The sequence below is a fragment of the Rhodococcus sp. (in: high G+C Gram-positive bacteria) genome (assembly GCF_049591685.1).
Lineage (GTDB): Bacteria > Actinomycetota > Actinomycetes > Mycobacteriales > Mycobacteriaceae > Rhodococcoides.
In genome coordinates, this window is sequence record NZ_JBAWFH010000372.1 from 1 (window position 1) to 23,741 (window position 23,741).

A 23,741-nucleotide genomic window follows, 5' to 3' on the forward strand; every position below is an offset into this window, starting at 1 on the left:
CGGCTACCCAGTCGGCGACGGCCAGAACGGCCGCGCGCACCTGTTCGGGAGTGACGGTCTTGCTCGGAGCCATGCGTTCCAGCCTAGGTCGGCGGCGTCATTGCCCGATAGTTGCGTCCGCAGGGCACATCCGGCCGTGCGGGCCGAACTATCGAGCAACCACGTCTCGTGCGCGGGCCGCCAGCACCGCGCCCGACGCGTTGACGACGTAGTGCAGCAGCACTGGAGCCAGCACGCTCCCGCTGCGCCGACGCAGCCATGAGAACACCGTTCCCGCTGCGGCAGTGCCCAGGACGGTTCCGACTACCGAATCACCCGCACGTTGCGCCGGGTGAATGTGCCACAGGCCGAAGAAGACCGGCGACAGTGACGGCGACACTGCGTCGAACACGCCGCGGAACGCGAGCTCCTCGGTGACGACCGTGCCCACGGGGATGCGGAAGAGGATCCACTCGGCGACCTCGTCTTCGGACGGTCGCACTCGCTCGGCCAGCGCCGGAACGGCCGCGACGACGAGGGCTGCCACCACGGGTATCGCCGATGCGCCGAGCCCCCACTGCAGGCCGGGGCGCCACCGGGTGAGCCCGAGATCGGTCGCGCCCCGGCCGGACACCACGGCGAGCGATATCCCGAACGCTGCGTTCATCAGCGCCCTCGGCCGAGCCCGGAGATGCAGTGCGGGGACGATCACCGTGCTCCAGGCCGTCGTTGCCGCTCCGAGCGCCAGCGGATTCACTTCTCGGGCCCGTCCCTGCCCGCGTACTCGTCCATGACCGAGCGCACCCGTTCGGTGTCCTGTGCCGTCCAGCCGTCGGGCGCAGCGACGGCTACCCAACCGTCCAGAACGAAGGATCCGTAGTTGTGGCCGTGCCCGTCCGGTACGCCCGCCGCATTGGTGAGGTCGGCCGCCACCTGCCAGAACGTGACGATCGGGAACCATCGCATGTCGGGGAGTCGGTCAGGCCCCGGCGGTTCGGCCAGCCAGCTCGGTCGTTCGAACAGCAGATCCGGCGACCACCACACCACCGGGTCCGATGCGTGCTGAACGTAGAGCACGCGCGGTTCGAGCCAGGGCGCCCCATCCGGCGGAATGCCGCCCCAGTTGTCGGTGAACCGAACGACGAGTCCGTCCGCGTAGACGGGTTGCACCTCGGGGCTTCCCGGGTCGCGGCGGGTGACGAACTGCGACCACAATCTGTTCGCATTGGGTGGTCCGACCCACAGGACGCCGTCGACGCTGTCGCGGATTTCGGCCAAGCCGTCGAACGCGCCTTCACCGGCCTGCGTTCCCAGGCTCTCGCCGTACACGTACAGCCGGGGCCGGGTCTGTTCCGGTTCCTGGAGCCAGCGTTGACGCACCCTGTCGATGAGCGCCTTGCCCGCTTCGGCTGCCTTCTCGCGTTCGGCGAGAAAGGAGATCCAGCTCGGCAGGTACGAGTACTGCGCGGCCACGGTGGCGACGTCGCCCGCGAACATCAGCTCTTCGGCTTCGATCGCGGTGGGATTGACCCAGCCGGTGCCCGTTGTCGGAACCACGACGAGCGCCTCCCGCTCGAATGCCCCTGTGCGTTCGAGTTCCTGAACAACGATGTCGAGCCGCTCCTCCTGCGTGTCTGCGGTTTCGAGACCGGCGTAGGCGCGAATCGGCTCGAGCGCGGATCGGCCGACGCCCTCGGAAATCTCCGCGGCACTGAGTCCACTGGAGACGAAGTTTCGTCCCTCGAATCCCAGTGTGTCCCAGGGTGCCAGCGAATCCGGGCTACCGGACCGCTCTCGGCGGGTGGGTTGCTCGACGCCCTCACGGGTCTCGTTGTTCTGCAGGCTGAACACCGAGTTGGTGACGGTAGAGATACCGCGCAGGACGACGCCCTGTACCAGTGCGAAGACGAGCACCACGACGAGTACGACGCCGATGACGTTCGCCGCTTCGCGCGGCATCTTGACGACCCTGTTGACCTGCCGGGCAACGAACCGGATGAGATCGCGCAGTACCCGCGTCGTCGCGATCAGCAGTGCACCGACGACGATGCTCAGCGCTCCGGTGCGGAAATAGCCTGTGGTCGTGGTTCCTTCGGCATCCATCAGCGCTGCGAGCTGGCGTTGCCAGCCGGCCGAGAGGTAGAGCATGTACAACGCTGCGATGGTCGCGACCACCGGGGTGGCTATTTTCAGCCACAGTTCGACCTTCGGCGGCAGAGGCCACCACGACCTTCTCACGAGGAAAAAGCGGTGCACGGCCCATCCGACGACGACCCCGAAGGCGTAGCCGACGGCCGCGTTGATTCCGCCGATCAGACCCTGGAACAACCAGTCCCGCGGCAGCAGCGACGGTGTGAGCGACCAGCAGAAGAACAGCGCGCCGAATGCGATGCCCGTGAAGTCGAGTTTCAGCAGCCCCCACAGCCACATGACGAAGGGGTGCTTCTCCGGGGAGGGCACGGCGAAGTCCAGCGAAATACGGTCGAGCACATGGACGTGCTCGCGCTCGACCTCGCTGACCTCTCCCCCAGCCGATTCTCCCCCGGGCACGACTACCCGAAAAGTGCGGGCAGGGTGCTCTCGAAGGTGGTGCGGAGTTCGGTCATCGACACCGAGAACTGCCCCTGAACCTCGATCTCGTCCGAGCCTTCGTCGACGACGCCGATGCGCGTCCACGGCAGACCACGGGCGGTGCACATTCCGGTGAAGCGTGTCTCTTCGGTGCGAGGCACGGCGACGAGCACTCGACCGGAGGATTCGGAGAACAGCATGGTGAATGCGTCGGATCCCTCGGGAAGCAGGATGCGGCAACCGGTTTCACCGGCAAGTGCTGCTTCGACGACGGCTTGCGCGAGCCCACCCTCGGACAGATCGTGTGCTGCACTGACGAGGCCGTCGCGCGAACCTGCCAATAGGATGTCGGCGAGGAGCTGCTCACGCGCGAGGTCGACCTTGGGCGGGACCCCGCCGAGATGGTCGTGTTCGACCTGGGCCCAGATGGATCCGTCGAACTCGTCGTGGGTGTCGCCCAGCAGGATGAGGGTCTCACCGGGTTCGAGGCCGAGGCCGGTCGGGATGCGACGGTGCACGTCGTCGATGACGCCGAGCACGCCGACGACCGGTGTCGGCAGGATCGGCTCGGAGCCGGTCTGGTTGTAGAAGCTGACATTTCCGCCGGTGACCGGGATGCCGAGAGTGACGCATCCGTCGGCGAGACCGCGAACGGCCTGCTGGAACTGCCACATGACGCCTGGGTCCTCCGGCGAGCCGAAGTTGAGGCAGTTGGTGACGGCCTTGGGCGTTGCACCGGTGACGGCGACGTTGCGGAACGCCTCCGCGAGAGCGAGCTGCGCACCCCGGTAGGGGTCGAGCGCGGTGTAGCGACCGGATGCGTCGGTGGCGAGTGCGATTCCGCGGCCCGTCTTCTCGTCGATCCGGATGACGCCCGCGTCGGCGTTCTCGGCGAGGACGGTGTTTCCGCGGACGTAGCGGTCGTACTGCTCGGTGATGAACTTGCGGCTGCACAGCTGCGGCGAGCCGATCATTTTCAGCAGCGTCGCCTTGAGCTCGTCGGCGTTCTGCGGACGTTGCAGCGACGCCGTGGTGTTCGCGACGAGCTGGTCCTGCGAGGCGGGGCGCTGCACGGGCCTGTTGTACACCGGCCCATCGTGTGCAACGGTTTTCGGCGGTACGTCCACGACAACGTCGCCGTGCCAGGTGATCTCGAGGTTGTCGCCGTCGGTGACCTCACCGATGACGGTGGCGAGAACGTCCCACTTCTTGCAGACGGCCATGAATGCGTCGACGTTCTCGGGCGTCACGACGGCGCACATACGCTCCTGCGACTCGCTGGAGAGCACCTCCGCCGCAGTCATGCCGGTCGCGCGCATCGGAACCTGCTCGAGCGAGATATGCATCCCACCGCTACCGGCGGACGCGAGTTCCGAAGTAGCACAGGACAGTCCGGCACCACCGAGATCCTGGATTCCGACGACGAGCTTGCCCGCGTACAGCTCGAGGCACGCCTCGATAAGCACCTTCTCCGCGAACGGATCCCCGACCTGAACCGCGGGCAGCTTCTTACGACCGGATCCCTGCTCGTCACCGTCGAACGTCTCCGAAGCGAGCACGGACACACCGCCGATGCCGTCGAGGCCCGTGCGGGCTCCGAACAGGATGATCTTGTTGCCGACGCCCGAGGCGAACGCGAGGTGCATGTCTTCGACGCGCATGACACCGGCGCACAGTGCGTTGAGCAACGGGTTGCCGGCGTAGGAGGCGTCGAACACCGTTTCGCCGCCGACGTTGGGGAGGCCGAGGGAGTTGCCGTAGCCACCGACTCCGGACACGATGCCCGAGAGCACGCGGCGCGTGTCGGGTGCATCGGCAGCACCGAAACGCAGCTGGTCCATGACGGCGATCGGACGGGCACCCATTGCCATGATGTCGCGGACGATGCCGCCGACACCGGTGGCAGCGCCCTGGTAAGGCTCGACGTACGACGGGTGATTGTGGCTCTCGACCTTGAACGTGACGGCCCAGCCGTCACCGACGTCGACGACGCCGGCGTTCTCGCCGATGCCCGCCAGCATCGAGGTGCGCATCTCGTCGGTGGTGGTTTCGCCGAAGTACTTCAGGTGCACCTTGGAAGACTTGTACGAGCAGTGCTCACTCCACATGACCGAGTACATCGCCAGCTCGGCGTCGGTGGGCCGACGACCGAGGATCTCCTTGATGCGGGTGTACTCGTCGTCCTTGAGTCCGAGTTCCCTGTACGGTTGCGCTACGTCTGGCGTGGCGGCTGCGGCTGAAACTGTATCGACGGACACGAGGAGTGGGGTCCCTTCCTGGAGCGAAATGCCTTCGGAGAGTCTATCGGGAACGGCCGACAACCGAAGAATCAGCCGTGCTGTCTCATTTCGGCGGGCGTCAGGAACGCGGCCAGCGCGTCGGCGTAGGCGGTGATGTCGGACGCACCCATCAGCTCCCGAGCGGAGTGCATCGCGAGCTGGGCGGCTCCGACGTCGACGGTGGACAGTCCCGTCCTCGACGCCGTGATCGGCCCGATGGTCGAGCCGCACGGGAGGTCGGCGCGGTGGACGTAGCGCTGCATCGGAACCCCGGCCTGCTCACACGCCAGGGCGAAGGCGCCGGCACCGGTGGAATCGGTTGCATACCTGAGGTTTTGATTGACCTTGAGCACCGGCCCCCCGTTGACCTCGATGCGGTGTGCCGGCTCGTGCCGGTCCGGGTAGTTGGGATGCGTCGCGTGGGCCATGTCGCCGGAAGCGCAGACCGAACCGGCCATCGTGCGCAGGAACTCTTCGCGCCCGCCGCCGCGGCCCAGGACGATGCGCTCGAGCACGGTGTTGAGCAGATCGGAGAAGGCTCCGCGGTCGGACATGCTGCCGACCTCCTCGTGGTCGAACAACGCAAGTACCGGAGTGACCGAGGCCGGGGCCGACACCGCCGCGAGGAGCGCCTGCGTTCCGGCGTAGCAGGTGCCCTGGTTGTCGAGACGGGGCGCGCTGACCAGCTCGGACTCGGCGCCGACGATGGAACTCGGAGCCAGATCGTGCGTCATCAACTCCCAGCCCAGGACGGCGTCGGGGTCGACGCCTTCCTCCTCGGCGACGTAACGCAGGAACGACCTGGGTGCAGTGCCGGTGCCCCAGATGGCGTTGACGTGCCGCTGCGGATCGAGGGTGACGCCTTTGCGGTCCTCGGAGAGGTGGATGGCCAGCTGCGGCACCCTCAGGATCGGCTCGTCGATATCTACCAGCACCTCCCGCAGGCCACTCCCGTCCGGGGCGCCGGCGTCACGAACACTGAGCCGACCGGAGATGCCGAGGTCGCGGTCGAGCCACGAATTGAGCCACGCTCCGCCGTACGGTTCGAGGCCCACCATCTGCCAGCCGGCGGACGTGAGGTCGGGGTGCTGTTTGACCCGGAGGTTGGGGCTGTCGGTGTGGCCACCGACGATGCGGAACGGGCCCTCATTTTCGGTACTCCAGGCAACGAGCGAGCCACCGCGAATGAGGTAGTACCTGCCGGGGTCGGTCGGCCAGGCCTTGCTCTCGTCGACGCGTACGAATCCGACCTCTTCGAGCTGCACCGACACCGTCCGGCACACGTGAAAGGGCGACGGCGAGACGTCGACGAAGTTGCACAGGCCCGCAGCGGACGCATTCGTGAGCATGGGAACCATTGTGGCAGCCGTCGCGTCGAACACACCAAGGACCGCTTCTTCTTCGGCATCGACTATCAGGGGAACACTATGAAATCTGGAACGACGTTGGCCGAGCAAGCCTCGGCAGCAACAACTCTCGCTGTCATCAGCCTGAAGGCCATCGACGCTTTTCGCCGCCACGGCGTCGATGTGCGGCGCATCGACGCATCGACGCTCGGTAGCGATTCGGGTGCGAAGTTCCCGTTGGAGAATTTGATGGACCGATGCCTGGAGAACAACCGGTCGGTGTGGGACCGGATCGTCGACATGCATGCGCGGACGATGGCCGAGGCGGTGCGCGAATCGGATCCGTCGGAACTTTCCGACGACGAGTTCTATTCGCGGTTGCGCGAACGCATCGTCCCGCCGAACGCGCTGACGCGGTACGACGCCTACGACTACAGCCGTCCGTTGGTCGAGTCCGCACCCGACGGACCGCAGCGGGTACTGGGCTTGTCCTACCCGGGCCGGGCGTTGCTGCTTCCCGATGGCGGACTGATCGGGCGCGACATCGACACGGCCTGGGCTGCAGGCCGGGCCAACACGGCATCGCTCGACTTCGATGAATACGAGACGGTGATCAAGGGCGGAGTGGGCATAGAGGTCCGCCGCGGCAATTCGATCTTTCTCGCGTCGAAGGTGGCGGACATGCCCACTCTCGTCTCCGACCATCTCGGCGAGTGCCCGTTCGGCGTGCTGTTCGCCGTTCCCAACAGCCATGAGATCGACTATTACCGACCGTGCGACGCCGCGGACGCCGAGCGTGGTGCCGTCCTGCTCGGGGAGTTGGCGAACCTGCTGTTCGCCCAACAGTCACCCGTTTCACGCGAGGTCTTCTACTGGCGCGACGGGCAGTACACCCGGTGGTCCGACTACGCGGTGATGACTGCGTCCAGCGCCGAATAGAAGATGCCGAGGCCGTCGTCGCTGGGGCCGGTCAACGGCTCGGTAGCGTGCTCGGGGTGCGGCATGATGCCGACGACGCGGCCGTTGGCGGACGAGATGCCGGCGATTCCGCGCTGCGAGCCGTTCGGGTTGGAACCGCTGTAGCGGAACACGACCCGGCCGTCGCCTTCGAGCTGATCGAGAACGTCCTGCGAGGCCTGGAAGCGGCCTTCTGCGTTCTTGACCGGGATGAGGATCTCGGCGCCGGCTTCGTAGCGAGAAGACCATGCCGTGTCGGTGTTTTCCACTGTCAACCACTGGTCGCGGCACACGAAGTGGAGGGCTTCGTTGCGGGTCAGCGCGCCGGGAAGCAAACCGACCTCGCAGAGGACCTGGAAGCCGTTGCAGATGCCGAGCACCGGCATGCCACCCTCGGCTGCCTTGACGACGGATTCCATGACGGGTGCGAACCGGGCGATTGCCCCGGCGCGAAGGTAGTCACCGTACGAGAATCCGCCGGGCACGACGATGGCGTCGACACCTCGAAGATCGGGGTCAGCGTGCCACAGGCTGACGGCCTCGCCGCCCGCCAACGTGACCGCGCGGGAGGCGTCGACGTCGTCGAGGGTTCCGGGAAAGGTGATGACACCAATTCGGGCACTCATGCTGTGGGTTCTCCTGTGAGGCGGGTGACTTTCCAGTCCTCGATCACCGTGTTCGCGAGCAGCGACTCGGCGATCTTCTCCAGTTCGGCATCGTCGACACTGTCGTCGACCTCGAGCTCGAACCGCTTGCCCTGACGTACGTCGGACACCCCGGCGACACCGAGACGGCCGAGTGCGCCCGCGATGGCCTGACCCTGCGGATCGAGAATTTCGGCCTTGGGCATGACATCGACAACAACACGGGCCACGGGTGAGCTCCTCGAGAAAGATCGGTACCGGCAGAAAGGAAGTGTACGCAGCCCCAGCGTCGGCCGCGAAACTGCGCTTACTGTGGAGGCCATGCGACTGACACACTTCGGACACTCCTGTGTACTCGTCGAATCGAACGGCACGACGGTGCTCGTCGACCCCGGTACGTTCTCGCACGGCTTCGAGGGCATCACCGGACTCGACGCTGTTCTGATCACGCACCAGCATCCCGACCATGCCGATCTCGAGCGACTTCCCGCTCTGCTGCAAGGAAATCCGAGCGCGGCGCTGTACGCAGACCCGATGACGGCGGCGCAACTCGGCGACCGCTGGACGGCCACGCACGCGGGTGACGTGTTCTCGGTCGGCGGTATCCAGGTGACGGGCGTCGGCGGCACTCACGCCGTCATCCATCCCGAGCTTCCCGTGATCGACAACACGGGATATCTGTTCGGGACGCCGGAGAATCCGTCGCAGCTCTTCCATCCGGGCGATTCCCTGTTCGTTCCGGAACGACAAGTCGACGTCCTCGCTCTACCTGCAGCTGCGCCGTGGTCCAAGATCTCCGAGACGGTCGACTTCCTGCGTGCGGTCGCTCCACGCGTCGCTTTTCCCATCCATCAGGGAATCGTCGCCGAGCAGGCGCGCGGCATCTACTACGGGCGCTTCCGGGAGATGGCCGCCGACGCCACCGAGTTCCGGACGTTCGACGAGGAGTCGAGCGTCGAGCTCTAGCCGGTGACCTCGGGCGGCAAGTCGTCCATCATCGTCACACTCGACCCGTTCCACTGGTAACGAACGAGGGCGGGGCCGCCGGACGGGTTCGCATTGGGGTCGTCGCCGACGAGCCAGCGGTAGCCGACGGTGACGGTATCGAGGGTCTGGCCGGTCACCGACGAGAAGCTGTAGGGCTCGGCCGTTGCCGTGCCGAGGTAGACACCGTCGGCGAAGAACAGATGGTGGTCGGGCGTGCTCGCTGTCGCGCCCACCGAGGTCGCCGACACCCAGGTGAACGACGCACACTTCTCGCCCATCTCGTAGGCCACCCACGCGGCCCCGTCGAAGTACTGCGGGAGCGACGCGACTGCGTCCGTCACCGTGGGCGAGCGAAGAGCAAGGCATACGGCGGGATGCGCAGCACCTGGCGACGCGTATTCCGGAGGTGGCTCGGCAGGCACTTCGACTTCCGTGGGCAGCGGCGGTATGTCGATAGCCGGAGGCTGTATGCCAGTAGCCGGCGGCGGGAACGCAGCGTTGGGAGCGGCCCGCTCGGGCAGGTTCTGCCGGCCCGGCGCGGGCGACGAAGTGGTGACGGCAGTGATTGTGCCGTCCTCGGCGTCTGTGCACCCCGCCAGTACGGGTGTCATCACCGCGGCAACGCCGAACGCTACGATCCGCAGACCTCCAGTAATGAACCGTGTCATGTCGCCGCCTCGAAGTCGGGGTGCTGTTCGAGTGCTACATCCTCGAGACCGGCGGGTCTGTTACTCCGGTTACGCCGCCCGGTGGATCTGGCGGCTGTGTTCGTACACGGAGGGGGTTGCGCCGCTGTAGAGCGCGAGGTCGACAGCGTCGAGAATTGCCTGGCGCGGGCCGGAACGTCCGAGCTGCTTGGCGCTGACGGCCAACCGCACCAACCCCCCGCGGCGCGCTGTCCGCCCGGCGCCGATGACCAGTGCGCGGCACCACCAGGGTTCGGCCTTGAAGCCTTCGCCGATTCCCAGCACACGGCCGCGCGAGATAGATCCCGACTCGAGGTCGTGAATTGCGTTGATCCCCACGATCATTCGAAATCCCGCATCGGGCAGAGCCGCAACGGCGCCGGGCGAAGCCAGCCAGCGCGGCGCGGCAAACACCCTCGTCCGCAACCCGGTCTGCTCCATCACTCGATCGGCTGCCATAAGGCGCAGTCTGGCCTCGTGCCGGGGCAGCGTCGCGAACTCGGCGCGCCGACGCTTGGTCGCAGCCTGGTCGTATCCGTGGAGAACGACCGAGTCGCCGACGTTACGTCGGCTTCGCAACCACTCTTGGGTGTGCTCGTCCTGGGTCAGTCGGTATTTGTCCTTGAGCCGCGGAGCAACCAGAAGCGAGAGGGAGACGTTGCGCTTGTCGAGTTCGGCAGCGAATTCCGCTGCGTGCTCGCAGGTGTCGTCTCTGATGCCGCTCACCGACACGATCAGCCGTCCAGACATGACTCGAGCCTCGCACACCAAGGTGAACGAGGCTCGACGACGGAAAGGACCGCGGCTAAACGGCGATGTTCTCCTTGGGCAGGATCTTGTCGATCGCAGCCAGCAACTCGGGGGCGTCCGGCTCGGTGCGGGGGCGGAAACGGTTGGTGACGACGCCGTCGGGTGAGATCAGGAACTTCTCGAAGTTCCATTGGACGTCGCCGGCCTTGCCGTCGGCGTCCTCGGCCTTGGTGAGCTCGGCGTACAGCGGGTGCTGGTTCTCGCCGTTGACGTCGACCTTCTCCATCATCGGGAAGGTGACACCGTAGGTGGTGGAGCAGAACGTTTCGATTTCCTCGGCGGTGCCGGGCTCCTGTCCGCCGAACTGGTTGCACGGAACGCCGATGACCGACAGGCCCTTGGCGGCGTATTCGGTGGCCAGCTTTTCGAGCGTGGCGTACTGGGGCGTCAAGCCACACTTCGATGCGACATTGACCACCAGGACCGCCCTGCCTGCGTACTCATCGAGCGAGGTGGGCGCACCGCCCAGCGTGTTGATGCCGATGTTCTGGACTTCAGTCATTGCCCGAATCTACCTGTGAGTACCCGACGAACGGGAACCGACCACTTCAAAAGGGAGAAGCGGCTCACCTGTGGGCGAGCCGCTTCTCCTATTTTTCCGAACCGGGCGACGGTGGGATGCTCGGCGCCCGGCAGGCCCTCTGCTAGACCTTCACCTTGGCGACGTCCTCCGAGCCGGAGGTACGACGATCGTCCTCGGGCAGGTGGTCGTCGACCATGGTCTCCTCGTCGAACGGCAGGCCGCCGTCGAGCACGGTTTTGACGCGGGAAGCGTCGATGGTCTTGGTCCAGGTTCCCACCAGCAGGGTTGCAACTGCGTTGCCGGAGAAGTTGGTGACCGCGCGGGCCTCGGACATGAACCGGTCGATGCCGACGATGAGGCCGACGCCGTCGAGCAGTTCGGGACGGTGGCTCTGCAGGCCGCCGGCCAGTGTTGCGAGGCCTGCACCGGAGACTCCGGCTGCACCCTTGGAGGCGATGATCATGAACAGCAGCAGCGAGAACTGTTCTGAGATCGACAGCGGCATGGCCATGGCGTCCGCGATGAAGATCGAGGCCATCGTCAGGTAGATCGCGGTGCCGTCGAGGTTGAACGAGTAGCCGGTCGGGACGACGATGCCGACGGTGGTGCGCTCGACCCCGACGTGTTCCATCTTGGCGATCAGACGTGGCAGAGCCGACTCGGACGAGCTGGTGGCGACGATGAGCAGGTATTCGCGGGCCAGGTACTTCACCAGCTTGAAGATCGAGAAGCCGGACACGAACTTCAAGATCAGGCCGAGGAAGAAGAACACGAAGATGAAGCAGGTGATGTAGAACGCCAGCATCAGCGTGCCGAGCTGGATCACTGCATCGAAACCAGTTGCGCCGACGACGCCTGCGATGGCACCGAACGCTCCGATGGGGGCGAGCCACAGGATCATCGTCAGGATGCGAAAGACCAGCTTCTGAACAGAGCCGATGCCCTTGAGGATGCCTTCACCCTGCTTGCCCATGGCCTGCAACGCGAAACCGACAAGGATGGCGACGAAGAGTGTTTGCAGGACACTTCCTTCGGTCAGCGACGAGACGAGGGTCTCCGGGATGATTCCGGCGATGAAGTCCATCGTGCCGCCGGCCCCTTCGGCCTGCTCGACGTACTTGTCGACCGCACCACTCGACGGAATGTTCAGACCCTGACCGGGCTGAATCAGGTTGCCGACGAACATGCCGATACCGAGGGCGATGGTGGACATCGTGATGAAGTAGGCGAGTGCTAGTCCGCCGACCTTCCCCACGCTGGCGGCTGCCTTCACCGCGCCGATGCCGAGGACGATGGTGCAGAAGATGACCGGGCTGATCATCATCTTGATCAGTGCGATGAACAGGGTTCCCAGGACCGCGAGATCGACCGCGAACTCCTTGGCCGTCAGGCCGACGATGACGCCCGCCACCACGGCAATGATCACCGCGATGTAGAGCCAGTGGGTCTTGTCGCGCTTCTTCTTCGGCTCCGGCTCGGGGCTCCGGCTGCCGTCAGCAACGATGCTGGTAGTCATGGGTACGTCCTTTGTGACTTATGGAGTGAGTTGGATCACTGCCTTGCTAGAGGACGATGGTGGTCGAGATCGTGACCGTAGTCACGAATACGTTCATTCTGTTCACAGGAACAGTCGACGAAACGAGGCGTGAACAGTGGCGAAACGCCCGATGAGCGTTGCGGGGCAGGTTCTCGTCCTGCAATTGATCGTCATGGCCGTCATCGTGCTGGCGGGGGCGATCCTCACCATCGTCAACGAACGAGACAACAGCGACGATGCGACGCGCCGCGAAGTCGTTGCGATCGCGGCGAGCATTGCCAACGAACCGTCGACGCCCGTCGCGATCGCGGCCGAGGATCCGACGGCCCTGCTGCAGCCCGAGACCGAACGCATCCGAATGGTCACCGGCGTCGATTTCATCGTGGTCATGGCGCCCGATCGCACCCGGTTCACGCATACGACCGTCGACCTGATCGGCAAACCGTTCAGCGGCAACATCGACCGAGCTCTCGCCGGCGAGACGTTCACCGAGACGTACGTCGGGTCACTCGGTCCGTCGATCCGCGCGGTCACCCCTGTCACCGACACGGACGGCGCGGTCGTCGGCCTCGTGTCCGCCGGCGTCACCCGAGCGAAGATCAGCGACCAGTTCTTCAAAGGTCTGCCCCTCATCATCGGCGTCGTGCTCGCTGCCTTCGTCGTCGCGACGATCGGTTCGGTTCTTCTGAGCAGGCGCCTGCGTCGCCAGACCCTGGGCATGGCTCCCGACGAATTGCGCACGATGTACGAGCATCACGACGCCGTCCTGCACTCCATCAGCGAAGGCCTCGTCGTGTTCGACAAGAACGGGACCGCCGAAATAGTCAACGACGAGGCACGGCGTCTGTTGGACCTGCCCGACGGGCCGGTGCGACGGGAGGACCTGCCGGAGTCGTTGCAGCACATGTCATCCGACACGGCGGGTGAACTCCACCTGACCGACACACGGGTGCTCGTCGTGAATCAGGACCCGGTGCTGTGGGGCGGGTACCGGCTCGGCGACGTGCTGACCATTCGTGACCGCACCGAATTGCAGGGTGTGATGGGCGAACTCGACTCGGTGCGCAGTTTCGCCGAATCGCTGCGTTCGCAAGCACACGAATCGGCCAACCGTCTGCACACCGTCATCACCATGGTCGAGCTCGGACGGCCCGACGAAGCAGTCGAATTCGCGACGGCCGACCTCGAGCTCTCCCAGCATCTCATCGACCGCCTGATGGCGTCGGTGGGCGAACCCGCGCTGGCGGCACTTCTTCTCGGCAAGGTGAGCCAGGCAGCGGAACAGGGCGTGGAGCTCACGGTCACCGAGGACACAGCCCTAGATCATGCGGGTGTTCTAACTCCGCGGGAATTGGTCACGCTGGTCGGCAATCTGATAGACAATGCAATCGATGCCTCGAAGGAAGCGGAACAGCCGTGGGTCGAAGTGACCGTGCGTGACTCGGCGACGGAACTGCTGGTTCGGGTATCCGACAGCGGTCCGGGAATGCCCGCCGACGTACTCCGGACGGCACTCACCCGGGGATACTCCACGAAGGCCGGGTCCCGCGGCATCGGCCTGGCACTGGTGACGCAGGTGGTCAATCGCTACCGCGGCATGCTCACCTCGGAGGTCACCTACGGCTCCGTCCTCACCGCCACCATCCCGTTCGGATCCGCATCGTGATTCGCGTGCTCATTGTGGAGGACGAGCCGCTGATCGCCGAAGCCCACCGAACCTACGTCGAACGAGTGCCGGGGTTCACTGTGGTCGATGTGGTGCACACCGGTTCCACGGCACTGCGAACTGCAAGCGAAGCCGACCCGTCGATCGATCTCGTTCTGCTCGACATCGGCCTGCCCGACGCCAACGGCATCGATGTCGCCGCGGCACTGGGCGGATTGCGCCCGAGCCCCGACGTCATTGCCATCACCTCGGAGCGCGACCTGGCCGTGGTCCGGTCCGCGGTCGCCCACGGCGTTGTGCTGTACCTGCTCAAGCCGTTCACCTTCGCGGCCTTCCGTGACAAGCTCGAGCGCTATCGCGAATTCCACGACGCCCTACCCGCCGGCGAGAACGCAGCCAGCCAACGCGACATCGATCGCGCGATGTCGCACCTGCGCACCGCCGACGAGCGCGCCTCGACTCCCAAAGGTATTGCGCCGCAGACGATGGACGGGGTCACCGCCATCGTCCGTGACGCACCCGGAGGCCTGAACGCGTCCGAAGCCGCCAAGCTCGTCGGGGTCTCCCGCGTGACGGCTTGGCGTTACCTCGAGCGCCTCGCAGACGACGGCCTCGTCGTCCGCAACACCGAATACGGCAAGGCCGGCCGCCCGCAGGTGCGGTACGTCTGGAAGCAGGTCCGCTAGGCGCCGGTCTGCCGCACGATCCAGGCGTATTCGAACGCCGCTTCCTTCCACTTCTCGTAACGACCGCTGACGCCGCCGTGTCCGGCGTTCATCTCGGTCTTGAGCAGCAGGTCCGTCTCGCCTGTCTTGGTGGCCCGAAGTGCCGCAATCCATTTGGCGGGTTCGACGTACAGCACGCGGGTGTCGTTGATCGACGTGATCGCGAGGATGGCCGGATAGTCCTTGGCCTCGACGTTTTCGTAGGGGCTGTACGACTTCATGTAGTCGTATACCTCCTTGTCGGCCAAAGGGTTTCCCCACTCATCCCACTCGATGACCGTCAACGGCAGGGATGGATCGAGAATCGAGGTCAGCGGATCCACGAACGGCACGTTCGCGAGAATGCCGTTGAACAACTCCGGTGCGAGGTTGGCGACGGCGCCCATCAGCAGCCCGCCAGCACTGCCGCCGTCGGCGACGAGATGCTCCGGCGACGTTCTGCCGGTGTCGATGAGATGGCGTGCTGCGGCAACGAAGTCGGTGAACGTGTTCTTCTTCGTCAGCATCTTGCCGTTGTCGTACCAGAGGCGCCCCATTTCGCCGCCGCCGCGCACGTGGGCCACGACGAACACGATCCCCCGGTCGAGCAACGACAACCGCGCCACCGAGAAAGACGGATCCATCGAGGCCTCGTACGAACCGTAGCCGTACAGCAGCGTCGGCGCGGGGCCGTCCGGAACATCCTTGCGGCGAACGATCGACAGCGGGATTCGAGTGCCGTCCTCGGCGGCCGCCCAATCGCGCTGCTGCAGATAGTCGGCCGCGTCGTAGCCGCCGAGCACGGGCTGCGACTTGCGCAGCAGCAGTTCTCCGGTCGCCAGGTCGTAGTCGTATACCTGCCCCGGGGTGATGAACGAGGTGTACACCATGCGCAGTAGAGGCTGCGTCCACTCGGGGTTCGATCCCGCGCCGACGGCGTAGAGCTCCTCGTCGAACTCGAGCTCGCGATATTCGCCGTAGCCGTCGACGGTCAACGGCCAGATGGCCATTCGGGTCAACGCCTCGCGGCGGTAGTTCAGAACCAGGTGATCGGCGAAAGCGTCGACGTCCTCGAGCCGCACGTCGTCGCGGTGCGGAACAAGGACGGTCTGATCCGTCGGGTCGTTGACGGGAGCGTCGGCCAGCATGAAGTTGACGGCCTTCTCCCCGTCGGTGCCCCAGCCGTCGACGGACCCGTTGTGCTGAATCAAGAACCGATCCTGACCCTTCACCACGGCATGCTCGACGCTGTACTCGATGCCGTCGACCCGCGGCAGTACGACACGGAACTCGCCCTCGGGGTCTTCCGACTCGAGGACCAGGCATTCGGACGTGATCTTCGAGCCGACCCAGATGAGCAGGTACTTCTCGCTGCGGGTGGAGCCGAAACCGACCCAGTAACTCTCGTCCGGCTCGTGGAACACCTTGACGTCGTCTGCCGTCGGAGTACCCAGCTTGTGCCGCCACACGGTGTCGGGGCGCCAGGATTCGTCGACGGTCTGATAGAACACGTGGCCGTGGTCGAACGACCAGGTGGCGCCCGTCGAGACCTTCTCGATCTCGTCGGGCAGCATCTCGCCGGTCCGCAAATCCTTGAAGCGCAACGTGTATCGCTCGTCGCCCTCGGTGTCCGTCGAGTACGCGAGGAGGTTGCCGTCGCGGCTGATGGAGAATGCGCCGAGGGAGAAGAAGTCGTGCCCCTCTGCTTCGACGTTGGAGTCCAGCAGCACCTGCTCGCCGTGGACCCCGCTGTCGTTCGAGAGCTCGGGCGGCGTCCAGTCCTCAGGAGAGTCGACGGGGCAACGGCATTGGAGGCCGTACGACTTGCCTTCGATGGTGCGCGAGTAGTACCACCACTCGCCCATCCGAGTGGGTACGGACAGGTCCGTTTCCTGGGTGCGCGACTTGATCTCGTCGAAGATCTTTCCGCGCAGTTCGTCGAGGCCGGCCGTCTGCTGCTCGGTGTAGGCGTTTTCCGCTTCGAGGTACGCGATGACCTCCGGATCGTTCTTGTCGCGCAGCCACTCGTAGTTGTCGACGAACGTGTCGCCGTGGTGGGTCCGCTCGTGCGGCACCTTCTGGGCAATCGGCGGGGAGATGGGAGGAGTTACTGTCATGGCTTGACCCAATCTTCGAAGTTGAGGCCCGAAATCCGTTCGTAGGCCTCGATGTACCGTGCACGTGTTGCAGCGACGACGTCGTCCGGGAGCGCAGGCGGCGGTGTGTCACCGTGGCGGTCCCAGCCCGACTGCTCGGTGAGCCAGTCGCGGACGTACTGCTTGTCGAAACTCGGTTGTACGCGGCCCTCCGCGTAGCCGTCGGCGGGCCAGTACCGGGAGGAATCCGGTGTCAACACTTCGTCGGCGAGCACGAGGTTGCCCTCGCGATCGAGCCCGAACTCGAACTTGGTGTCGGCCAGGATGATTCCGCGTTCGAGGGCGAAGTTGGCTGCCCGGAAGTAGATTTCGAGGGTGTCCTCGCGCAACTTGACAGCGAGGGCTTCACCGACCTTGTCGATCACGGCCTGAAAGTCGACGTTCTCGTCGTGCTCGCCCATCGCGGCTTTCGCGGCGGGCGTGAAGATCGGCTCGGGTAACTTGCTGGATTCGACGAGCCCCTCCGGCAGTTCGACGCCGCAGACCGCGCCGGTGCGCCGGTAATCGGCGAGCCCGGACCCGGTGAGGTACCCGCGCGCGACGCATTCGATGGGAACCATCTCGAGCTTCTTGACCACGAGTGCGCGTCCGAGCAGTTCCTGGGGGATGCGTTCGTCGAGCGGATCGCCCGCGAGGTGGTTCACCCCACCGAGTTCGGCGAAGAAGAACACGCTCATCGCGGTCAGAACGCGTCCCTTGTCGGGGATCGGGGTGTCGAGGACGTGGTCGTAGGCCGAGATGCGGTCGCTGGCGACGAGAAGGAGATGGTCGTCGTCGACGATGTAGAGATCGCGAACCTTGCCGCCGGCCAGATGCTGGTAGCTACTGAGAGTTGGACGCACGAAACCAACCCTATCTTCACCTGGTGACGCGGCACGTTCTCGACAGGGAACAATGGTTGGTAATGGCAACGAACAAGAAGGTCTCAGGTGACGGCGGAGTCGCCGACGTCGGGTTCCGCTCCGAGCGTGGGCCGGTGCTCATCGCGCTGATGCTCAGCACCTCGCTCGTCGCGCTGGACTCCACGATCATCGCGACGGCAGTGCTCACCATCGTCGGCGACCTCGGCGGGTTCAGTCAGTTCCCGTGGTTGTTCTCCATCTACCTGCTCGCCCAGGCCGTGTCGGTACCGGTGTACGGCAAGCTTGCCGATCTCTTCGGCCGCAAAAAAGTGATGCTCTGGGGAATCGGTGTATTCCTGCTCGGATCGGTGCTGTGCGGCCTGGCGTGGAGCATGCCTGCGCTCATCGCGTTCCGGGCGATCCAGGGTCTCGGTGCGGGAGCCGTCCAACCCATGTCCATCACCATCGCGGGCGATATCTACACCCTGCGGGAACGCGCGAAAGCCCAGGGCTATCTCGCGAGTGTGTGGGCGATGTCCTCGGTGCTCGGTCCGGCACTCGGCGGCATCTTCTCCGAATACCTGTCGTGGCGCTGGATCTTCTTCGTCAACATCCCGCTCTGCATGTTGGCTGCGTGGATGCTGATTCGTCGGTTCCACGAGGGACCGGTCACCGGCACCAGGCCGAAGATCGATTACCTCGGGGCAACCTTCCTGACGATGGGCGCAGCTGCAATGCTGCTCGGCCTGCTCGAAGGAGGGCAGTCGTGGGCGTGGTCGTCGGGCGCATCCATCGGTATCTTCGCGGTGGGGGTGGTCTCGCTCGCACTGTTCACGTGGCAGCAGACCCGCGCTTCCGAGCCGATTCTGCCGCTGTGGGTCTTCACCCGGCGCGTCCTCGTCGTCAGCAGCTTCATTTCACTTCTCGTCGGAGCGATCGTTCTGGGGCTGACGTCCTATGTTCCGACGTTCGTCCAGGGGGTGCTGGGTACCGGCGCCATCGTCGCCGGTTTCGCGCTGGCGACCCTGACGCTGGGCTGGCCCATCTCCGCATCGTTGTCGGGCAAGCTCTATCTGCGTTTCGGATTCCGCGCAACGGCGATGACCGGCGGCTTGATCGCGGTGCTCGGCACCGGTCTGGCGACCCTACTCGGCGCCGGTTCGAAAATCTGGATGATCGCTGCCGTGTGCTTCGTCGTCGGCCTCGGCATGGGCCTCATCGCCAGCCCGACGCTGATCGCCGCGCAGTCGTCCGTCGAATGGGAGGAACGAGGTGTAGCAACGTCGACCAATATGTTCGCGCGCTCGATCGGCAGCGCCGTCGGGGTGGCGATCTTCGGCGCCATCGTCAACTCGCGAGTCTCCGAAGATCCCGAGCCGGCACAGTTGTCCGACGCAATCCACCTGGTCTTCGTCGGTGTCTTCGGCGCAGCCTTACTGATGCTCGCTGCCGCGGCGCTGATGCCGAAGAAGACCCCGGCGCAAACCAGTGGACGGCCGTGAGGGCCTGAGTGCTTCCGCTCAGGGGCGACCAGCCGAATCTGTGAACTCGACCACCGTCGAACCCCAGCCGAGGGATCCGAGTCGTGGTTCGTCGAAACCACTCTCGACCACCAACACGAGCAATTCTTCGGCGGTGCGACGCCCGGTCCCGTGAAGACACAACTGCAGCAGGTCGTCTTCGGTGTCGTGGTCATCGGCCGTGACGGGGTCGAAAACCTCGGTGATCAACACCGTTCGCGTCGACGACGACGCGATGGTGCGAAGCAGAACCCGCGCATCGGCGTCGGGATGAACATCGACCACGCCGACGACAACGGCGAGATCCACCGGCTCCGCGAGAGGAGCAAACTCACTGGCATCGATGCGTTGCACTCGGCGGCGGCGGGTCTCGGCCACGTCAGCGAAATTGCGGTCGTTCATGGCGGGTAGACCGACGAGTACAACCTGCACGTCGTCTTGTAACCGAACGAGGGCATCCGCGTACACGCCTGCAGCTTCACCGTAGATCGCCACGGTTGTAACACCGCCGAGGTCCACAGCGTCAGGGAGGGCAGGCGCCCGGTACACCGCGTCGAACGCGCATTTCTCGTGGAAGCCGTCGAGGAAGCCTGGCTGCGATTGTTTTCGCGCAAAGCTGTGATCCACAGCGGCGGAGCCGCTTCGAACCGACTCGAGCAATCCGAGGAACGCCAATTCCATACGCGTATCGATGTCATCGAAGTGCAGCGCTCGGGTGAGAAACGAATCCTGTTCGGCGAGAACGGACCCTGTGTCGGTCAACACGTAATTATCCCCGTCGAGCCCCAGCAGGTCCATCAGAACAAGGTGCCGAAGCAACTTCGTCGTTGCCCTGGCATCCGTCCTACATACTGCCGCGATCTGCAGCACTGTGCTCGATCCGCTGTCGACGGCCTCGAACACACCGAGTGTCACCGCGGTTCTGACCGCCAGCGGTGGAAGGAGTTCGGACATCTCGTGGACGCGATCGGCCGGTTCAACCCGGGCTTCCGCACCCCGAGCTCTCGTCGCAGGTGCGTCGCGCCTTCTCCAGTATCCGGCGATCTCGACGAATTCCTTGGCAATTCCGCGGTCCTGCTTCGCCCAGCGTCGCAGTGGTTTTATCGTCGTCGCCTCACCCGCGACCCACAGGTATGGCTGACCACTACGCCACTGCGCACTCTGGACGGTCTCGACCAGCCTGGATCGACCTTTGTTCTCGGATCGGAACAGCCAGGTGATGTCCACCGATGCAACAGACTCGAGCTCCTGTCGATGAGACGGTTCTCCCACCTCGATGACGACGGTCGCGGGCAGGTGGTGCGGAAGCTTTTCGAGACAGTGAGCGATGGCAGGCAAAGCTGTCTCGTCACCTGCCAGCAACATCCACTGCGCGCCGCGTGGCAGGCCGGACGAGTGCTTCGGCCCGGCAACCAGGATCTTCTCGCCCGGCTGCACGTAAACCGCCCAATCGGATGCCAGACCGCCGACGTGCAACGCGAAATCGACGGCCATTTCACCGGTCGACGCGTCGAACCTCCTGACGGTGTAGGTCCTGCTGTACGGAAACGACCCGGCGGGCCAGTCCACCGTCCCGTTGTCGAGGTTGGTCGGTACCGCGAACGGCAACGATCCGGTGGCGGGGTCGACCGGGAGCAACTTGATGTCGTCGTCGAACCCTGTTGTCCTGACGTCGGGAAGCTCGACGCCATCGCGGTGGTGACTCCGCATCGCCGGTCCACCCAGGATCACCCGTCGCATACCGGGAGTGACGTCCTCGACGGTCAGAACGTCCATTTCGCGCAGGCAGATCGGGAAGATTTCGACCTCACGTACCGTCCCCGCCATCTACTTGGCGAACAGCGTCTGGACTTGGTCCAGAGTCGAGATGACGCCGTCGTAGTCCGGCCGGTAACTCGTGGCAGGTAGCTCGAACACGTTGCCGGATGCAAATGCAGGTAAGCCCGCATACGCCGGGTCCCGCTTCAACTCCTCGAGGGTGCGTCCTGCTACTGGAACCACGATGATCACCGGCGCGTTTGCGACCGGCGCCAGCAGTTCGGTGCTGATGATGAAGGAGTCACCCGATCCGTAGAGTTCGGGATTGTCGGCCTTGGCGAGCACGTCGTCGGGCTCGAGACCGACGGCCTCGAGCAAAGTTGGCAACGTGGCCGTCTGCGGGATGAAGGCAGGCTCGTTGGTGCTGAGCGACAACAGATACGCCGCCGGCGATCCTGGAACCGTGATGGCGTCTTTCACCTCGGCGACCTTGGCGTCGTAGGCGTCGAGGAGACCCGCGACCTTGTCCGACTCGCCCGCGGCGTCGGCGACTGCTTCGAGCTGGCCCTGCCAGGTGTTGACCGTCGTCGGGATCAGGACGGTCGGCGCGATGGCCGTCAATTGGTCGTACGCGTCATTTGCCTGTACTGCAGAAATACCCTGTCCGCCACCGATGATGAGGTCCGGTTTCGCCTGAGCGACGGCTTCGATGTTCAAAGCCTCCCCCGCCGGAAGCTCCTCGGTGCCCTGCGCCTCGGCCTTCTCGGCCCACTGTGGCGGGAATCCGCCGTCGAGATTGGTGACGCCGAGCAACCGGGTGTCGGTGATTGCGATCGGCGCGTCGAGTGTGAAGAGATACCCGGCAAGACCGGCCGACAGGACAGCGATTCGCTGCGGGTCGGCAGGAACCGTGACGTCACCTTTCTCGGTCGCGATTGTCCGGGTCGCGCTACTCGTATCTGTGAGGGTGGCGACGTCCGACGTGTCGTCGCTGCAGGCGGTAAGACCGATCGCGACCGCGGCCAATACAGCAGCGGCATGCAGGCCGCGTCGTCGAACAACTAACTCGGACAAGAAGGATCCCTTCGAAGGCTCTTGACTTCAGTACTACTCAACTGAAATCGCAGCCTAAGCGAAATCGCTGTCGATGTGGTGAGTCAGCTCGCCCGGTGGCCCATCCGCTCGAGACCAGCGGAGCCGGCTAAAGCCCGACGCGCTCGAGCATGGCATCGAATTCTTCGCTTGCTTCGGCTTGACTACGGCCTGCTTCGAGAGCGCCGTTGTACACGGCGAGGGCCTCTTCCTGGAACTTCTCGTACTTCTTGAGCCACTGTTCGGAGTTGGCTCGCCAATAGCCGATGATCTCGAATTGACGCGTCGGGAAGCCGAGGGTCTTGCGGACGAACTTGCGGACGCTGCGCGAGCACGATGCTTCGCCCGCGAACCACACGTATCCTTCCCCATCGGGGATCGGGAAGTTCTTCACTGCATCGTCGAGAACGCTTGCGCAATCGCCGTTGCCGGAACCGATTCGCCAGTCGTACGTGACGTCGCCCGCGGTCTCGAACTGCTGGATATCACTGCGTTCGAGCACCTCGCCGATGACGTGCGCCTTCGCACCGGCGGGAAGCTGTTCGACGATGCGGCCCAATGCCGGCAGACCCGTCATGTCGGCGACGAGCAACTGCCAGTCCGCGGTCCTCGGCACCGCGTACCAGGACCGTGGTCGGGTGAATCCGACTACCTGCCCCACAGTGGCCCGAAGCGCCCACGAGGCAGCGACGCCTCCCTCGTGAGCGACGAAATCGACGACCAGTTGTCCGCCTTCGTGTCGGCGAACGGTGTAGTTGCGGCCTTCCGGAACGTCGTCGACGCCGTGGTACCACCAGACACCGTCGACCTCGGTCATGGCCGGGGGGCGGTTCTCCCCGTCGCGGGGGAAGAAGATGGTGATGCATTCGTCGGGTGCGCCCAGGGGTTGATAGTGCGCCACGTCGTCGTCGCCGCCGAACGTGACGCGGACCATGTGCTTGGTCAGCTGTTCCACCGCCGCGACCTCGGCAAAGTAGAAACCCCTGTCGTTCGAACGCTTGTGCGTCATCCGTCTGCCTCGTTCCGTCCAGATGTTCGTGCGTGTCAGCAGTAACGAGAGCCATCCACAACCATCGAGAACCAGGGTAGCCTACCCTCGCAAGGTACGGCCCTTTCGTGGCCGAGAAGACGTCGAGAGCGCGCTCGGACACCTCGACGCACAGCTCATCGAACATTCCAGTACGACCGCGAGCGAGGGACCATGACTTCCACGGCCTTTTCCCATCTTTTCACGCTGTCGCGACCACACGGTTCGGTGATTGCGGGGCAACCCCTACGCGAACTGAACGACGTCGAGGCAGCTGTTGCGGCACTCCGCGATGCCACGGCACCGGCTGTCGTGGGGGCTCTGCCATTCGACCGCACGCGGCCGGCCGCGTTGTCGGTCGTCGACTCGCTGCACCACCATCCGATGCCCTGGCAGCCATCTCGAAAAATACCCGTGTTGCCGAGCTTCACCGCGTCGGCGGTGGACGAATCAGAGCATCTGACTCGGCTGAAGAGCGCCATTTCGATTCTGCAACAGCCAGACTCGCCGCTGGAGAAAGTGGTGTTGGCCCGCCGATTGGAACTGCGGGCCTCCTCGCGTGCGGAACCGGTTTCGCTACTGGCAGCACTCGTCGCCGGTAATCCGGCGGGCAACGGGTTCTTCGTCGACCTGTCCAGTGCGGGCGGCGAACACAGG

Annotated in this window: 20 protein-coding genes and 1 pseudogene; 6 read left to right on the forward strand and 15 right to left on the reverse strand. The window is 64.8% G+C overall.

Annotation, left to right across the window (positions count from 1 at the left end):
- Nucleotides 1-148: 148 nt before the first annotated feature.
- The 4 genes from WBQ44_RS15570 to WBQ44_RS15585 form a co-directional block, all read right to left on the reverse strand.
- Complete coding sequence (locus WBQ44_RS15570; protein WP_495567576.1) at nt 149-736, reverse strand: CPBP family intramembrane glutamic endopeptidase; 588 nt, start codon at nt 734-736, stop codon at nt 149-151.
- Nucleotides 733-2,457, reverse strand: coding sequence for an alpha/beta hydrolase (locus WBQ44_RS15575; protein WP_495567593.1), 1,725 nt, complete (start codon nt 2,455-2,457; stop codon nt 733-735). Before WBQ44_RS15575 ends, WBQ44_RS15570 begins: the two co-directional genes overlap by 4 nt.
- A gap of 74 nt (nt 2,458-2,531) precedes the next feature.
- Nucleotides 2,532-4,808 (reverse strand): phosphoribosylformylglycinamidine synthase subunit PurL, encoded by a 2,277-nt coding sequence (purL, locus tag WBQ44_RS15580; RefSeq protein WP_495567577.1) that lies wholly within the window; start codon nt 4,806-4,808, stop codon nt 2,532-2,534.
- A 71-nt stretch (nt 4,809-4,879) separates the two neighbouring features.
- Nucleotides 4,880-6,187 carry a M18 family aminopeptidase gene (locus tag WBQ44_RS15585; protein ID WP_495567594.1) on the reverse strand — a complete coding sequence of 436 codons (1,308 nt, stop codon included), beginning with the start codon at nt 6,185-6,187 and terminating at the stop codon, nt 4,880-4,882.
- 69 nt (nt 6,188-6,256) lie between these two features.
- On the opposite strand from WBQ44_RS15585, the gene WBQ44_RS15590 reads away from it, so the two are divergent.
- Nucleotides 6,257-7,114 (forward strand): hypothetical protein, encoded by an 858-nt coding sequence (locus tag WBQ44_RS15590; protein ID WP_495567578.1) that lies wholly within the window; start codon nt 6,257-6,259, stop codon nt 7,112-7,114.
- Here WBQ44_RS15590 and purQ read toward each other — a convergent pair.
- Complete coding sequence (purQ, locus tag WBQ44_RS15595; RefSeq protein WP_495567579.1) at nt 7,081-7,758, reverse strand: phosphoribosylformylglycinamidine synthase subunit PurQ; 678 nt, start codon at nt 7,756-7,758, stop codon at nt 7,081-7,083. The two genes, WBQ44_RS15590 and purQ, sit on opposite strands and share 34 nt — an antisense overlap.
- Nucleotides 7,755-8,006, reverse strand: coding sequence for a phosphoribosylformylglycinamidine synthase subunit PurS (gene purS, locus WBQ44_RS15600; protein WP_495567580.1), 252 nt, complete (start codon nt 8,004-8,006; stop codon nt 7,755-7,757). The genes purQ and purS overlap by 4 nt, the downstream gene beginning before the upstream one ends.
- A 91-nt stretch (nt 8,007-8,097) precedes the next feature.
- Here purS and WBQ44_RS15605 point away from each other — a divergent pair, with 91 nt between their 5' ends.
- The gene (locus tag WBQ44_RS15605) at nt 8,098-8,742 is read left to right on the forward strand and encodes an MBL fold metallo-hydrolase (RefSeq protein WP_495567581.1); all 645 of its coding nucleotides are present in this window, start codon (nt 8,098-8,100) and stop codon (nt 8,740-8,742) included.
- On the opposite strand, the gene WBQ44_RS15610 is transcribed toward WBQ44_RS15605, so the two are convergent.
- The 4 genes from WBQ44_RS15610 to WBQ44_RS15625 form a co-directional block, all read right to left on the reverse strand.
- Complete coding sequence (locus tag WBQ44_RS15610; protein ID WP_495567582.1) at nt 8,739-9,431, reverse strand: LppP/LprE family lipoprotein; 693 nt, start codon at nt 9,429-9,431, stop codon at nt 8,739-8,741. The genes WBQ44_RS15605 and WBQ44_RS15610 overlap by 4 nt on opposite strands.
- Before the next feature lie 69 nt (nt 9,432-9,500).
- Complete coding sequence (locus tag WBQ44_RS15615) at nt 9,501-10,199, reverse strand: DUF2334 domain-containing protein (protein ID WP_495567583.1); 699 nt, start codon at nt 10,197-10,199, stop codon at nt 9,501-9,503.
- A gap of 55 nt (nt 10,200-10,254) precedes the next feature.
- On the reverse strand, nt 10,255-10,761 hold the full coding sequence (locus WBQ44_RS15620; RefSeq protein ID WP_495567584.1) for a glutathione peroxidase: 507 nt from the start codon (nt 10,759-10,761) through the stop codon (nt 10,255-10,257).
- A gap of 142 nt (nt 10,762-10,903) precedes the next feature.
- Nucleotides 10,904-12,298 carry a cation:dicarboxylate symporter family transporter gene (locus WBQ44_RS15625; protein ID WP_495567585.1) on the reverse strand — a complete coding sequence of 465 codons (1,395 nt, stop codon included), beginning with the start codon at nt 12,296-12,298 and terminating at the stop codon, nt 10,904-10,906.
- Between the two features lie 151 nt (nt 12,299-12,449).
- Between WBQ44_RS15625 and WBQ44_RS15630 the strand changes: the two genes are divergently transcribed.
- Together WBQ44_RS15630 and WBQ44_RS15635 are read left to right on the forward strand one after the other, a co-directional pair.
- Nucleotides 12,450-13,985: a sensor histidine kinase gene (locus WBQ44_RS15630; protein ID WP_495567595.1), complete on the forward strand. Its 1,536-nt coding sequence runs from the start codon at nt 12,450-12,452 to the stop codon at nt 13,983-13,985.
- Entirely contained in the window at nt 13,982-14,671 is a 690-nt protein-coding gene (locus tag WBQ44_RS15635) for a response regulator (protein WP_495567586.1), read from the forward strand. Before WBQ44_RS15630 ends, WBQ44_RS15635 begins: the two co-directional genes overlap by 4 nt.
- Here WBQ44_RS15635 and WBQ44_RS15640 read toward each other — a convergent pair.
- Entirely contained in the window at nt 14,668-16,806 is a 2,139-nt protein-coding gene (locus tag WBQ44_RS15640) for a S9 family peptidase (protein WP_495567587.1), read from the reverse strand. The genes WBQ44_RS15635 and WBQ44_RS15640 overlap by 4 nt on opposite strands.
- A complete protein-coding gene (locus WBQ44_RS15645; RefSeq protein WP_495567588.1) occupies nt 16,803-17,687 on the reverse strand; it encodes a phosphoribosylaminoimidazolesuccinocarboxamide synthase in 885 nt (294 codons plus the stop codon). Before WBQ44_RS15645 ends, WBQ44_RS15640 begins: the two co-directional genes overlap by 4 nt.
- A gap of 62 nt (nt 17,688-17,749) precedes the next feature.
- Between WBQ44_RS15645 and WBQ44_RS15650 the strand changes: the two genes are divergently transcribed.
- Complete coding sequence (locus WBQ44_RS15650) at nt 17,750-19,189, forward strand: MDR family MFS transporter (RefSeq protein WP_495567589.1); 1,440 nt, start codon at nt 17,750-17,752, stop codon at nt 19,187-19,189.
- 18 nt (nt 19,190-19,207) lie between these two features.
- Here WBQ44_RS15650 and WBQ44_RS15655 read toward each other — a convergent pair whose 3' ends face one another.
- The 3 genes from WBQ44_RS15655 to WBQ44_RS15665 form a co-directional block, all read right to left on the reverse strand.
- Nucleotides 19,208-21,034 (reverse strand): SIP domain-containing protein, encoded by a 1,827-nt coding sequence (locus WBQ44_RS15655; protein ID WP_495567590.1) that lies wholly within the window; start codon nt 21,032-21,034, stop codon nt 19,208-19,210.
- Nucleotides 21,035-22,039, reverse strand: coding sequence for an ABC transporter substrate-binding protein (locus WBQ44_RS15660; protein ID WP_495567591.1), 1,005 nt, complete (start codon nt 22,037-22,039; stop codon nt 21,035-21,037).
- Nucleotides 22,040-22,166: 127 nt separating this feature from the next.
- Nucleotides 22,167-23,066, reverse strand: a complete 900-nt coding sequence (locus tag WBQ44_RS15665) for a siderophore-interacting protein (protein ID WP_495567592.1) — start codon at nt 23,064-23,066, stop codon at nt 22,167-22,169.
- 192 nt (nt 23,067-23,258) lie between these two features.
- Here WBQ44_RS15665 and WBQ44_RS15670 point away from each other — a divergent pair.
- Nucleotides 23,259-23,741, forward strand: a pseudogene (locus tag WBQ44_RS15670) (isochorismate synthase); the annotation flags it as partial.